The sequence below is a fragment of the Bacillus glycinifermentans genome (assembly GCF_001042475.2).
GTDB classification, from domain to species: Bacteria; Bacillota; Bacilli; order Bacillales; family Bacillaceae; genus Bacillus; species Bacillus glycinifermentans.
In genome coordinates this window covers 15087-28683 of the sequence record NZ_LECW02000020.1, presented here as the reverse complement: position 1 = coordinate 28683, position 13597 = coordinate 15087, and the positions used below count along the sequence as shown (strand labels likewise).

Here is a 13597-nt window from a genome sequence, read left to right as displayed (position 1 = left end):
TTTGCTTTACAGCACTTTCGTCGTCCATGATTCACAGTTCCACGTATCTGTCGCAATCTCCGTATAAAATTCGGGTTCGTGGGAGATAAGAAGGATCGAGCCTTTGTATTCCTTAAGAGCTCTTTTTAATTCTTCCTTCGCTTCAACATCGAGGTGGTTCGTCGGTTCGTCGAGCACGAGAAGGTTTGTTTCCGCATTGATGAGTTTGCACAGTCTGACCTTCGCTTTTTCTCCTCCGCTTAAAACGGAGACCCGGCTTTCGATATGCTTTGTCGTCAAGCCGCATTTTGCCAGAGCAGCCCTGACTTCGTACTGCGTAAAGGAAGGGAATTCGTTCCACACCTCATCGATGCAGGTGTTGTGGCCTTCATCTTTCACTTCCTGTTCAAAATAGCCGATATGAAGGTATTCTCCCCGTTCGACTTCTCCTGACAAAGGCCGGATTTCGCCGAGCAGGCTTTTCAGCAAAGTCGTTTTTCCGATGCCGTTCGCACCGTACAGGGCGATTTTTTGGCCGCGCTCCATTTTCAGATTGAGCGGGCGGGACAACGGTTCATCATAGCCGATGACGAGATCTTTCGTTTCAAAGATCAACTTGCCGGACGTTCTCGCCTGTTTAAAGCGGAACTCAGGCTTCGGTTTTTCCGACGGCAGTTCGATCATGTCCATCTTATCGAGTTTCTTCTGCCGTGACATTGCCATATTGCGCGTGCTGACCCGCGCTTTATTGCGGGCGACGAAATCTTTAAGCTCGGAAATTTCCTGCTGCTGCTTTTTATATGCCGCTTCAAGCTGCTGTTTTTTCGCTTCATACACTTCGCGGAATTGGTTGTAGTCACCGACATAGCGGGTCAGCTGCTGGTTTTCGACATGATAGATAAGATTGATGACGCTGTTGAGAAACGGAATATCGTGCGAAATCAAAATAAACGCGTTTTCGTAATCCTGCAAATAGCGTTTCAGCCACTCGATATGCTGTTCATCCAAGTAGTTCGTCGGTTCGTCCAATAGGAGAATGTCGGGTTTTTCAAGCAGCAGCTTGGCAAGCAGCACCTTCGTCCGCTGGCCTCCGCTTAAATCGGTGACATCCCGGTCAAGCCCAAGGTCATGGAGCCCGAGGCCGCGGGCAATCTCTTCGACCTTTGCATCGATTGCGTAAAAATCGTTGTTCGTCAGGGCGTCCTGGATCGTCCCGACTTCTTCAAGCAGCTTCTCAAGCTCGTCGGGATCAGCCTCTCCCATTTTGCCGTAAATGGCGTTCATTTCTTCTTCCATTGCAAATAAATAGCGAAAAGCGTTTCTCAGCGCATCGCGGATCGTCTGCCCGCGCTCGAGAACGGTATGCTGGTCAAGGTAGCCGACGCGGACTTTTTTGGACCATTCCACTTTTCCTTCATCAGGTTCGAGCTTGCCCGTGATGATGTTCATAAACGTCGATTTGCCCTCGCCGTTGGCGCCGATGAGGCCGACGTGTTCGCCTTTCAGCAGGCGAAAGGATATATCTTGAAAGATCGCCCGGTCGCCAAAACCGTGGCTTAGCTTTGTTACCGATAATAAACTCATATTTTGCACCTCGGAATATATGATAAAAACGTTCTTTACGATTATACCGGACTGTCGGGGGCAAGGTAAAAGAAAAATTGCGAAGCCGCTTCTGTTTTGAGATACTAGGAACAGGATCAACCTGAGAATAAAGGAGAAAAACATGACTGACAAATGGCCATTTTTAAATAAAGCAAAACCGTTTATTAAGGAAAATTGGGAGGCGTCGGGCTTCCGTGAACCGACGGATGTTCAAAAAAGCACGGCCGGGCTCATTTTGGACGGGCGCGACGTGATCGCCGAATCGCCGACCGGAACGGGAAAAACGCTCGCCTACATCCTGCCTGTATTGGAAAAGCTGGACGCCGCTCAAAAAAACGTCCAGGCTGTAATCCTTGCCCCTTCCCGCGAGCTCGTCATGCAGATTTTTGACGTGATCGTTGAGTGGAAAAAGGGGTCTGACATCAGAGCCGCTTCATTCATCGGCGGAGCCAATATAAAGAAGCAGCAGGAAAAGCTGAAAAAACATCCGCACATCATTGCCGGCACGCCGGGGCGGGTGCTCGAACTGATCAAGATGAAAAAGCTGAAGATGCATGAAGTAAAAACGATCGTCCTCGATGAGACGGATCATCTTCTTACACCGGAGCACCGCGGCACGATTCAAAGCATCATCAAATCGACGCTGCGCGACCGGCAGCTTGTCTGCTTTTCAGCGACGCTAAAAGAGGATGTCGAACGCGAGCTCCGCGGGATGACGAAAGACGCTGAGCTGATCAGGGTTAAAAGAACGAACGAAGAAGCGGCAAAAATCAAGCACCAATTTCTCGTCTGTGACCAGCGCGATAAAATCAAAATTCTGCAAAAGTTTTCAAGGCTCGAGGGAATGCAGGCTCTCGTGTTCGTGAAAGACATCGGCAATTTAAGCGTGTACGCCGAAAAATTAGCTTATCACCATGTCGATGTCGGCGTCCTGCACAGTGAAGCGAAAAAGCTCGAACGGGCGAACATTCTCAAGGCGTTTGAAGCAGGCGAGTTTAACCTGCTTTTGGCGACCGATATCGCGGCGCGCGGCATCGACATTCAGCATCTGCCATATGTCATTCATGCCGATTTGCCGAATGAAGAAGGCTATATCCACCGCTCGGGAAGAACGGGGAGAGCCGGAAGCGAAGGAACGGTCATCAGCCTTGTGACCCACGGCGAAGCAGAGCGGCTGAAAAAGCTCGCGAAAAAGCTCGGAATCCGCCTTCAGAAAATTGTATATGAGAGAGGACGAATCATCGAAAAATAGGGGGCCTAAAAAAGCCCCTTTTTTTTATGTTTCGGGCATGGCCGCTTTTTACGGATTCAGCGTCTGATGGAGGACCGATTCAGGGAGGAAAAGGTGATATACGTCTGCATCCCTTGTATTTAAGAGGTATTGATTGGCGTTTTCCATGGAGTCGTTAAGCATGTCCTTTGTGACAAAAGGAAGCAGGGTGAACAGATATGAAGCCAGGATGTCTTCCGTACTGCCGGCCGTTCGCTCTTCGGGATCGCCGATGTTCATGATGATCGAAAAGATAAAATCAACATTGATGCCGAACCGTTGGGCCGCAAAGGTTTCAAAAAGGTGGGTATCCGAGTCTTCATGGCCTTCCAATAGGAAGATTTGTTTGAGCAAATCGCTGATGATCCATGCGTTGTATTGCTGTTCCGGCGAAAAATAATTCAAGCGAAATCACCCCATTTTCGACTGATCTTCTTTTACTGTACCTGAACGAATCCGATAATAAACGTATTTTCAGAAAATTTATAGCGATTGTAATATTGACATGAAAATGTTACACGGCGCATTCCGTTGTTTAACAGGGTGCCGATGGGGTAAGTCATAACTACAACATGCAAAAAAGGAGGAGATTTTAGATGAAACCCGTTGTAAGGGAATATACAAATGATGAAAAGCTGATGAAGGATATCAACGAACTCAAGGAGATCGGTGTCGCCAGAGAGGACATATACGTCCTTTCACATGATGACGACAGGACGGAAAGGATCGCGGAAAATACAGATGCCAATACGATCGGTGCAGAGGAGACAGGCATCAAAAATGCGGTGGGGAATTTCTTTAATAAAAAGGGAGATGAGCTTCGCAACAAAATTCACGAAATCGGCTTTTCAAAACAGGAAGCGGAACAGTTCGAAAAGCACCTTGACGAAGGGAAAGTGCTCCTGTTTGTAACCGATTATGATAAAGTGAAATCCTGGGTATAAGAAAGGCTGCCGACCGTGTCGGCAGCTTCATTTTTTTTCATGAACCGGTGAGAAAAGGGCAAAGTAAAAAGTACTACAGATCTTTAGGAGGAAATATGTCGTGACAAAAGAAAAAGATCCGGAAAAGAAACCGGAAGTTCGCTTCATTCCTTTGATCATCACGATTGCAGCCGGAATTATCATCTGGTTCATACCGGTGCCCGCCGGACTGCATCCGAAAGCGTGGCATTTATTCGCGATATTTGTGGCGACGATTATCGGCTTCATATCCAAGCCTTTGCCGATGGGATCGATCGCCATATTCGCCCTGGCGGTCACGGCTCTCACCGGAACGCTGTCAATTGAAGAGACGCTGAGCGGATTTGGAAATAAAACGATTTGGCTGATCGTTATTGCGTTTTTCATTTCCCGCGGTTTTATTAAAACAGGCCTTGGCGCGAGAATCGCCTATATGTTTGTCAGGGTGTTCGGCAAAAAAACGCTCGGGCTCTCGTATTCGCTGCTTTTCAGCGACTTGATTCTGGCACCCGCCATCCCCAGCAATACAGCTAGAGCGGGTGGCATCATTTTTCCGATTATCCATTCTTTGTCGGAAACGTTCGGTTCAACCCCGGACAACGGTACTGAGCGGAAAATCGGGGCCTTTTTGCTGAAAGTCGGCTTTCAAGGAAATCTGATTACGTCTGCGATGTTCTTGACGGCGATGGCGGCGAATCCATTAATCGCAAAACTCGCACATGATGTGGCGGGAGTAAATATGACCTGGACAAGCTGGGCGCTTGCTTCGATCGTTCCGGGACTCGTAAGCCTGATCGTTACGCCGCTTGTCATTTATAAATTGTACCCGCCTGAAATTAAAGAGACGCCGGACGCAGCAGGCATTGCGACAAACAAGCTGAAGGAAATGGGACCTTTTAAAAGAGCAGAATTGTTCATGGTCATCGTCTTCTTCCTCGTCCTTTTTCTGTGGATATTGGGAAGCCGCGCCAATATAGACGCCACGACGACGGCTTTGATCGGATTGTCGGTCTTATTTTTGACACAGGTGCTGACATGGGACGATATTAAAAAGGAGCAGGGCGCATGGGATACGCTTATATGGTTTGCGACTCTCCTCATGCTTGCGTCCTTTTTGAATACGCTCGGAATGGTCGGCTGGTTCAGCGATATGATGAAGTCATTTGTTTCAGGTTTCCCATGGATGACAGCCTTCCTCGTGTTAATTCTCGTCTACTTTTATTCGCACTATTTCTTTGCCAGCGCAACCGCCCATATCAGCGCGATGTATTCGGCGTTTTTCGCGGTGACCGTAGCCGCAGGCGCGCCGCCGCTTTTATCAGCCTTCGCCCTCGCGTTTTTCAGCAACCTGTTCGGCTGTACGACGCACTATGGCGCAGGAGCGGCACCCGTTTTTTTCGGCGCCGGCTATATCCCGGAAGGAAAATGGTGGTTCATCGGCTTCATCCTGTCGATTGTTCATCTTGTGGTATGGCTCGTTGTCGGCGGTCTGTGGTGGAAGGTGCTGGGGATGTGGTGAAAAGAAGGGCAGGAGCTTGTCCTTCTTTTTATGTTCATATTGACACAGTTGATTTGAAATACACAATTTATGGTCTAGAGACGCATTTAAATTAAGAGCTTTTGGAATTAGGGCCTCTATCATAAAACCCGTTTTTTATGAGTTTTTCTTTGAAACAAATGAAGGATAATGAAAATCCAATTTTTGTATTGACTTATATTGATTTACATATTAATCTAATATATGACAGATCTGTTTTTTTAAGTTAGCCAATAAAAGAAGAAAATTAAAAAATGGGAAGAGGGGATTATTATGAAAAAATTTTTAAGGAGAAAGAAAATATTAGTCACTTTCTCTATTATTGCTTTGGTCTTTATTTTCGGCTTTAGTACGGCGAGTTTAGCTTATAATGAACCGTATTCTTTCAATATCCGAACTGCAGTAACTGGAGCCTATAAGCATAAGCTAAGCAATAAATCTACCACCATAACTGCTAATGCAAAAACTATCAAGGCTGAGACTGGTGAAACTCTACCACAAACCCATAAATATACTGTAACAATTAGCAAGGGGATATTTACTAGTTACAATACCGGCAGATTAACCACAGGAAAAAGTTATAGCAAAAATGTAGGGAAAGTAGCTTCGGGAACGTACAGAGTTAATGTTACGAAGCATACATATTCAGATTATGGAATTAATATAAAAGGTGGAGGAAGGATTAAACAATAGAAAGATTATGAGACAAGATAATAGAATTATAATATCGACAAATCAAGTAACAAAATCATATGGGGAGGGTGCTTCATTATTTTATGCGTTGCATCCTACTACTCTTTCTATAAGCAAGGGTTCAATCAATGTAATATTGGGAAAAAGCGGATCAGGGAAAACAACTTTGCTGAGTCTCCTTGGTGGCATGGAGGATCCTACCAACGGCCATGTATGGTTTAAACAGCAAAATTTTTATAAATTAAATGATGCTGAACAAGCTAATATTAGAGGCAATAATTTTGGTTTCATTTTTCAAAATTATCATTTAATACCTGAGATTTCAGTGTTTGATAATATTATTCTCCCTCTAATGATTAATAAAAAGAAAAAAGACATTTCGGATATTAAAAAACTGACAAATATTTTGGGAATTGGAAACAAGTTAAAATCCTTTCCTTTCCAACTATCAGGTGGTCAGCAACAAAGAGTCGCTATTGCAAGAGCAATGGCCAATGATCCAGAAATCATTTTTGCGGACGAGCCTACTGGTAATTTAGATCGAAAAAATGCGAAAAAAGTTATTGAACTTTTAGTTTCTCTATGTGAACAATTTGATAAAACATTAGTGATTGTTACACACGAAGAAAACTTGATAGAAAGGCCAGATCAGCTTTTTTTTATTGAAGATGGACGAGTTAAAACTTTATAAAGGTGTTGAAATATGTTTTGGGTTAAATTAGCTTTCAAGTCATTGTTCCATAGAAAAAAAATATCTTATTTAATGGTTTTTGTTATCTTTATATCTATGGTCTTTCTTATTATGGTGAACAGTGCGACAGAAGAAATTCTGAAATACACAAAAGAAAAGGCCTATGAAAAATATGGTGAACATCATGCTATAATTAACAATCTTAATGAAAAGGAGTTCAAAGAATTAAAAGGAATACATAGTATAAAAAAAGGAGGAGGAATTTTTTTAGTTGGTTATACGGAAGATTTTAATGATTCTGCAATCGGAGCATCTATTGGATGGTTTGACAAAAATGCTTTAGAATTAGGGCATATCCATATTTTACATGGGAGGATGCCTGTACACAAAAATGAGATTGCTATTGAATCATTTTTAACTGAATCTTTTAAAACAGATGACGTTATTGGAGAGAATGTTAAACTAAAAATAGGTGCTATTGAGGAAGATTACCAAGTAGTAGGTGTTGTGAATAACTATTCATCTAATTGGTCTACTCCAATAAATATAGAAAAAGGAAAGAATACATATCCGAATATCTTTGTAAGTCCGACAATACTTAATGCAAAAAAGCATATTGATATACAAAATAGTCTTATTTTTTCTCTTCAAAATGAAGATGTAGATAGGATCGAACAAGAAATAAATGAAAATTTCGAAAACCATTTGTCAAGTGTTGAACAATTATATGAAAACGAGAATCTTTTTAATGAAGGATATAAAAACTATAATACCATTTTTCACATCTGTTTGTTTTTTTCAATTATTCTAATATTCGGTTCGTTATGCTGCTGTTTTCGAATATTTGAGGTTTTCTATAAGAATTACCGAAAAAAAATTGCGATACTGAGATCTTATGGAGCAAAAAAACATCATATAAGGCTTCTTGTTTTTTTTCAGATTACCATCATTGTTTTAGTGAGTTTCTTAATATCTTTTCCAGTTGGGACATACTTGAAAAAGATATTAAATCATCAAACATATGTTACTGATAGCTATAGTTCTTCACCTCTGCTGGAATCTACTCTGTTCGTCACGATTTGGCTCATCGTATTATTTTTTTCATTATGCATAACAGCATTAATTTTAACGGAAAAAATAAGCAAAGAAACAATTCAAACGAATTTAAAAGGGAATCCTCGTATAGTAAAGGGATACCGTGTTTATCAATTTATCGAGAAATTTCCTTTTAAATTGAAGTCTTTAGTGATTCAACTTGGGTTTCGATGGAAATCTTCCATATTATTTATTGTGATACTGTCTTTCTCGATCATGATTTTTTTCTTTACCCAGTTAATTTCCGAAGAAATAATTGATAAACCCGAAGAAACAACACCGGATTTTATACTTTCATCTAAGCAATTGACTGCTGAAGAACATGTAAATGGCTATGCAATAGAAACCAATCAATCTGTTTCTTTTGATTATAAAAGTGTGGAAGATCTTCAACGCATGCCAGGAATTATTTATATTGATAAAGTTCCAAACTCACTAGGAAGTACCTTACTTTTAACTAAACAACAGCTTTCACCATACATTAAATCTTGGTTGAGTAACTATAAACTGGAAAATATAAATGTTGAGATATCTGAGGATACAATTGATAATTTAATACCAAATAATCTTATACCAATTCCTAATGTGGAGATTGTATTAGTGAATGACAGTGAACTTAAACAACTTAAATACATGTATAATTTCGAAGAAAGTTCCATTGGGAAATTAAAAAAATCCAGGTCAGCCTTTATTTTCTTTCCTGAAATAAATCAAAAAGGAATGAATAATAAAATTATAAATGGAGACGAAGTGAAAATTGGTAGGATTGCTTTTACCTCTAATGAAAAAAAACTAGCTTTTGAAAATTGGGATTTTAAGATAGAACAAATCATCTTGTCTCCTTACATGATGCAAAAAAATCAAATTTCTCAAGAGCGTGAAGGAATTACAGTTTTAATTTATGAAGAAGTAGCTAAAAAATTTTGGGTTTTTGATGGCTATAAAGAATTGAAAATATATACTGATCATTCTATTTCTAATCAAAAAAAGAAGGGGATTATTAATAAAACGAAACAAATGGTGGCCTCAATTCCTGGAAGTCTTTATTATTCGGAAACAGAAGATAATAAGAGGATTGAATCAATTTCAAATTATCTTTCAATAATAGGAACTATATTATTTACGGTTACTGCATTTTATTCTGTTTTAACATTAGCTGCAACAATCTATTCTAGAATCATTCAAAGACAAGCTGAAATTGCAATTAATCGAGCCTTTGGAAAAAGTGTCACAGCAGTTTTTAAAGAACTAATAATTGAAATGACTACCTATTTAATTTTAGCGTTTCTTTCAAGCGGAACAATTATTGTTTTTCTTACATTTTCAAAGCCTGAAAACCATAATATTTATAATTATCTCAAATATTACTTTTGCTCAGTTGCTTTTACAGGCACTTTATCCTTGATTTCACTATCTATCTTATTTTTCGTATTGAAAAAAATAAGTATTTCTGATGCTTTAAAAACTGAGGAAGAATAGTTTGGTAAGTAGTGTTTATGTGCTATGGTGAAAATAAACAAAACTTGATAGTATAGTGACAAAAAATAAGGGTGTGGATTTTAATGTTCTGGTCAGTTGATTTAATGCTGCTCGGTTTCATGTTTGCAATTGTCTACTTTTTGTATGACATTGTCAAAAACCGAAAAAAGACAAGTTTTTTTAGAAAAATGGTGTTTGCCAGTTTTATTGTTTATTTGAGCTTCGTTTATCACTATACGTTAGGCGGGATCAACATTCCGCCGCAGCCGGCATACGCTCAAATGAACATTCAGCTCATCCCGTTTTATTTTGTGTCTGAATGGGTGCAAATGTATCAGCAGAGCGGATTTGACTGGTTTTTTTGGAATTCCGTCAAGCTTACATTTTTTAATATTTTATTGCTTATTCCTTTAGGTGTATATCTCTCCGTTCTATGGAGAAAAACTTCGCTTAAAAAAGCGGCAATGTTTGTTTTTTTGACCAGCTTTTTGATTGAGAGTCTCCAGCTTGTGCTATCTGTGACTGGATTAATAATGGCGAGAACTTTTAATGTCGACGATTTAATTCTAAATACGGCCGGCGGCGTAATAGGTTTTTGTCTGGCATCTTTAATGCTTGGAGCTAAAGGATCAGATTCCCGCAGGAAAGGTCTGCATTTTTGAATAAAGCGCGGAAGATTTTTCCCGCAAGCGATCATCTTTTTTACTTAAAACTGAAAACTCAGGTTTTTAAATCGATGAATGCCAGTATCATGCTTGATCAGCCCGTGTTTCTTTAAGTGCAATGCAGCATACCAGGCTTCCTGTAAAATGACGGGATTCAGCTCCAACTGATGGTGCCCGCCGAAAACCTTCCTGACATGCCTGATGGCCGAAATTTTTTCAAGTGACTCAACCAAGCGGGCCGGATCTGTCGTCGGGTAAAAAGCATAGATGGGAGCTCCGGTATACAGAAGGTCTCCGGTGAACAGATAACCGTGTGCGGCGTCAAAGATGCAGATATGGCCCGGGGAGTGTCCTGGTGTATGGTAAATGACAAGCGGCCTTGAACCGATCTCGATGATGTCGCCGTCTGCCAGAACATCCGTCGGTTTACCTGTGTACGGTGTATAGCTTTCAGGATCGAACGTGTCAGGGACGGGTTTCGTAATACCGTGTGACACGTCTTTTCTTATTTGTTCGATTGGAAGACCTTTTATTCCGTCGGTGAGCCAATCTTTTTCAGCTTCGTGTACATAAATCCGCTCATATTCCCCGTGGCACCCGATATGATCCCAATGCACATGGGTGGTAATCACGGTAACCGGCAAGTTCGTCAGCTTGTCGGTTATTCTTTTGATATTGTCAATCCCGAGTCCTGTGTCGATCAAAGCGGCTTGTTTTGTTCCGAGCAGCAAATAGGAGTGAACATTTTCCCAATGTCCGTATTCACTGATCGCAAATGTCTTCTCATCAAGCTTTGTTACGGTAAACCAGCGATCCTCCACCCTTTTCCCGCCTCCCAACCTCTTTTTAAAAAACTGTACCATGCCGTCCGCCGGCCGGCAAGCCGCCCCTTCGATGCAAAAATACTCATAAACACACTGGAGCAAGCACAAACTAACGCTGAAAAATTTTGTAAAGCGACGGTGATACAAGTGAGCGATTCTTATATGCCTCTGACCTCTGTGAATAGCGGGGTCTGCAAGGAATATGCAAAAGGAGTCTACGGATTAACGGTTCAGATTGTCAATGTGTTTTTTATCCTCGCGCCATCCGGTGATGCGGTGCTGATCGACTGCGGAATGCCGAAATCGGCATCTTTCATTATCAAAGAGGCGGAGAAGCTGCTTGAAAACGATCGTCAGCTGAAAGCGATCATTTTGACGCATGGGCATTTCGATCATGTCGGGGCGCTGGAGGAGCTGTTGGATAAGTGGCAGGTTCCCGTCTATGTCCATCCGGAAGAAATGCCTTATGTAACGGGAAAGGCCGATTACCCGCCGGCAAAACCTGAGGCGAAAAGCGGGCTGGTCGCAAAGCTGTCCCCGCTGTTTCCGCGGCATTCGATCGATGTTTCGTCAAGGGCAAAGCCGCTTAAGGAAGATGGCTCAGTTCCGTTTTTAGAAGACTGGAGGTGGATTGCTACCCCGGGCCATACACCGGGGCATATCTCGCTTTTTCGCGAATCGGATAAAACGTTGGTTGCTGGTGACGCCGTCACGACGGTTGAGCAGGAATCCCTTTTTGAGGTTGCGATTCAAAAACAAGAGTTGAACGGGCCGCCGGCGTATTTCACGATGGACTGGTTAAAAGCGGGGGAGTCGATTCGACAGTTGGCTGAGCTGAAGCCTGCCTCATTATTGACCGGACACGGCGTGCCGATGAAGGGAGCGGACTTTTCGCAAGAGCTGTCGAGCCTCGCGGACAGCCTTCCCGCTTCACAGGGGTGGTAAGTAAAAATAACCATAACCTTACGTGTTTTTATGCACCAAATGATTCATTTTCCGACTTTTTTGACAAAAGGAGCGGGTGTTTCATTTATAATGCAGATATGCTGTGAAAGGAGCTGAGGAAAGATGAGCGTTCAAAAAAGGGTACAGGCTTTGTTTGGAATTTCTCTTTTGTTGGGCGGACTGATGCTGTCCGATGCGGTCCATGCTGCTGACACCCCTTATTATGGAAAGTTTTATACTCAGCCAGAACAACTGTCTTCATTATATCCGGAGCCTGATGTAACGTTTCAAACTCCGGCATTCGTAAAGGATGATGAGGCATTCACGACACAGGAAGAAATGATGAGGTTTATCACTAGACTGACAAAAAAGAGTCCGAATGTCAAAATGAAAAATATCGGTTTTTCAATTGAGAAAAGAGCGATTCCGGTTCTGTACTTTACAAAAGACGACCGCATCCTCCCCGTATCCAGTAAACCGACGATATGGCTGGAGGCACAGATTCACGGCAATGAACCGGCCTCAGGCGAATCGGCTTTGGCCATCGCCGAGAAGTTGGCCGGACCTTACGGCGACAAAGTGCTTCAAAAAGTCAATGTGATCATCGTTCCGAGAATCAATCCTGACGGTTCGTATCAGTTCAATAGAAGGCTTGCGAGCGGCATCGACGCAAACCGGGATCATGTGAAGCTTGAGTCACCCGAGCTGCGTGCGCTTCATAGAGAATTCAATAAATATTCTCCGGAGGTCGTCATCGACGCACACGAATACGGCGTCGGCCAAAATGAATTTCAGAATATCGGAGAAAAAGGTGCCTTAAAATACCACGATCTTTTAATTTTATCAGGAAAAAATTTAAATATACCGGAAGGAATCAGAAGCGCATCTGACAGCCTTTTTGTAACCGGCGTCAGAGAAAAGCTCAGTGAAAAAGGGTTTTCAAACGATTTCTATTATACGACAGGGAAAACGAAAGACGGAAAAATAGAGATCCATGAAGGAGGGCCGGAAGCGAGAATCGGGCGCAACGCCTTTGCTCTTCAGCCGGCTCTTTCATTTCTGGTCGAGAGCAGGGGAATCGACATCGGCCGCGAAAACTTTAAACGAAGGGTCGCCGCCCAAGTGACGACGCATGAAACGATCATTGATACGACAGTCAAGCATGCGGCGGAAATCAAACATCTTGTCGCCTCAGAGAAATGGAAGCTGATCCAAAAAGGGGCGAAAGCGGATGACAAGGACCAGGTGGTCATCAAAAGCGGTTTTGCCGGACCATTTAAAGACACGCTGAAAATGGCTGACATCGCCTCAGGTCAGACGATTGACGTTCCGGTTCAATATTACAGCTCCAGCCAAGCCGTTCCCGTCCTTTCGCGAACGCGGCCGGTCGCCTACCTCGTCCTCCCTGGGCACGGGGACATCGATAGGAAACTGAAAGACCAAGGCCTAAAAAGCGCGGCATTGCCGTTTAAGCAAAAGCTTTCAGCAGAAGCCTATCAGGTCACCTCAAAAGAAACGGCCGGAGAATCAGAAGGCCGTCCTGTGGTTCAAGTTGAAACGGCGCTCAAACGCGTGAAAAAAGAATTTCCGAAAGGAACAAAAGTGTATGTTACGGCACAGCCGCAAACGAATCTGCTGTCGATCGCGCTTGAGCCTGAATCGGTTGACAGCTTTGTAAGCACAGGCTACATCTCCTCTGAAAAAGGAAAAGAGCTGCCTGTCTATCGTTTTATGCTTGATCAAAAAGCGCTTCATTTACAAAAATAAAGGGTAAGCATCCGTCTTGAAGGCGGATGCTTTTTAACATTTATTTCAGAAAGAAAGGTTTTAAACCTCAACGGAAACCGATACA

General features: G+C 42.5%; 12 protein-coding genes. 9 read left to right on the top strand and 3 right to left on the bottom strand.

All coding sequences use genetic code 11. The features are described from left to right. Positions 1-6 precede the first annotated feature (6 nt). The gene (locus AB447_RS11845; protein WP_048353981.1) at positions 7-1563 is read right to left on the bottom strand and encodes an ABC-F family ATP-binding cassette domain-containing protein; all 1557 of its coding nucleotides are present in this window, start codon (positions 1561-1563) and stop codon (positions 7-9) included. 142 nt (positions 1564-1705) lie between these two features. Between AB447_RS11845 and AB447_RS11840 the strand changes: the two genes are divergently transcribed. Next, positions 1706-2836: a DEAD/DEAH box helicase gene (locus AB447_RS11840; RefSeq protein ID WP_048353982.1), complete on the top strand. Its 1131-nt coding sequence runs from the start codon at positions 1706-1708 to the stop codon at positions 2834-2836. Between the two features lie 48 nt (positions 2837-2884). On the opposite strand, the gene AB447_RS11835 is transcribed toward AB447_RS11840, so the two are convergent. Further along, positions 2885-3259, bottom strand: a complete 375-nt coding sequence (locus tag AB447_RS11835; RefSeq protein WP_048353983.1) for a DUF3212 family protein — start codon at positions 3257-3259, stop codon at positions 2885-2887. A 191-nt stretch (positions 3260-3450) separates the two neighbouring features. Here AB447_RS11835 and AB447_RS11830 point away from each other — a divergent pair, with 191 nt between their 5' ends. The 6 genes from AB447_RS11830 (at position 3451) to AB447_RS11805 (ending at position 9973) form a co-directional block, all read left to right on the top strand. Continuing rightward, complete coding sequence (locus AB447_RS11830) at positions 3451-3798, top strand: YflT domain-containing protein (RefSeq protein WP_048353984.1); 348 nt, start codon at positions 3451-3453, stop codon at positions 3796-3798. A 100-nt stretch (positions 3799-3898) separates the two neighbouring features. Continuing rightward, positions 3899-5335 (top strand): anion permease, encoded by a 1437-nt coding sequence (locus tag AB447_RS11825; protein WP_048353985.1) that lies wholly within the window; start codon positions 3899-3901, stop codon positions 5333-5335. A gap of 291 nt (positions 5336-5626) precedes the next feature. Beyond that, a complete protein-coding gene (locus AB447_RS11820) occupies positions 5627-6046 on the top strand; it encodes a hypothetical protein (RefSeq protein WP_046130381.1) in 420 nt (139 codons plus the stop codon). Next, complete coding sequence (locus tag AB447_RS11815) at positions 6024-6737, top strand: ABC transporter ATP-binding protein (protein WP_231947425.1); 714 nt, start codon at positions 6024-6026, stop codon at positions 6735-6737. The genes AB447_RS11820 and AB447_RS11815 overlap by 23 nt, the downstream gene beginning before the upstream one ends. A 12-nt stretch (positions 6738-6749) precedes the next feature. After that, positions 6750-9311 (top strand): FtsX-like permease family protein, encoded by a 2562-nt coding sequence (locus AB447_RS11810; RefSeq protein ID WP_048353987.1) that lies wholly within the window; start codon positions 6750-6752, stop codon positions 9309-9311. Positions 9312-9394: 83 nt separating this feature from the next. Continuing rightward, entirely contained in the window at positions 9395-9973 is a 579-nt protein-coding gene (locus tag AB447_RS11805; RefSeq protein ID WP_048353988.1) for a VanZ family protein, read from the top strand. 44 nt (positions 9974-10017) lie between these two features. On the opposite strand, the gene AB447_RS11800 is transcribed toward AB447_RS11805, so the two are convergent. Continuing rightward, positions 10018-10839: an MBL fold metallo-hydrolase gene (locus AB447_RS11800; protein WP_048354001.1), complete on the bottom strand. Its 822-nt coding sequence runs from the start codon at positions 10837-10839 to the stop codon at positions 10018-10020. Positions 10840-10947: 108 nt separating this feature from the next. Between AB447_RS11800 and AB447_RS11795 the strand changes: the two genes are divergently transcribed. Beyond that, the gene (locus AB447_RS11795; RefSeq protein WP_057957581.1) at positions 10948-11745 is read left to right on the top strand and encodes an MBL fold metallo-hydrolase; all 798 of its coding nucleotides are present in this window, start codon (positions 10948-10950) and stop codon (positions 11743-11745) included. Between the two features lie 123 nt (positions 11746-11868). Continuing rightward, on the top strand, positions 11869-13512 hold the full coding sequence (locus AB447_RS11790) for a M14 family metallopeptidase (RefSeq protein WP_048353990.1): 1644 nt from the start codon (positions 11869-11871) through the stop codon (positions 13510-13512). Positions 13513-13597: the final 85 nt, after the last annotated feature.

Coding starts and splice junctions, on each gene's coding strand:
- AB447_RS11845 (WP_048353981.1), bottom strand. CDS start 1,563: ATGAGTTTATTATCGGTAACAAAGCTAAGCCACGGTTTTGGCGACCGG.
- AB447_RS11840 (WP_048353982.1), top strand. CDS start 1,706: ATGACTGACAAATGGCCATTTTTAAATAAAGCAAAACCGTTTATTAAG.
- AB447_RS11830 (WP_048353984.1), top strand. CDS start 3,451: ATGAAACCCGTTGTAAGGGAATATACAAATGATGAAAAGCTGATGAAG.
- AB447_RS11820 (WP_046130381.1), top strand. CDS start 5,627: ATGAAAAAATTTTTAAGGAGAAAGAAAATATTAGTCACTTTCTCTATT.
- AB447_RS11810 (WP_048353987.1), top strand. CDS start 6,750: ATGTTTTGGGTTAAATTAGCTTTCAAGTCATTGTTCCATAGAAAAAAA.
- AB447_RS11805 (WP_048353988.1), top strand. CDS start 9,395: ATGTTCTGGTCAGTTGATTTAATGCTGCTCGGTTTCATGTTTGCAATT.
- AB447_RS11800 (WP_048354001.1), bottom strand. CDS start 10,839: ATGGTACAGTTTTTTAAAAAGAGGTTGGGAGGCGGGAAAAGGGTGGAG.
- AB447_RS11790 (WP_048353990.1), top strand. CDS start 11,869: ATGAGCGTTCAAAAAAGGGTACAGGCTTTGTTTGGAATTTCTCTTTTG.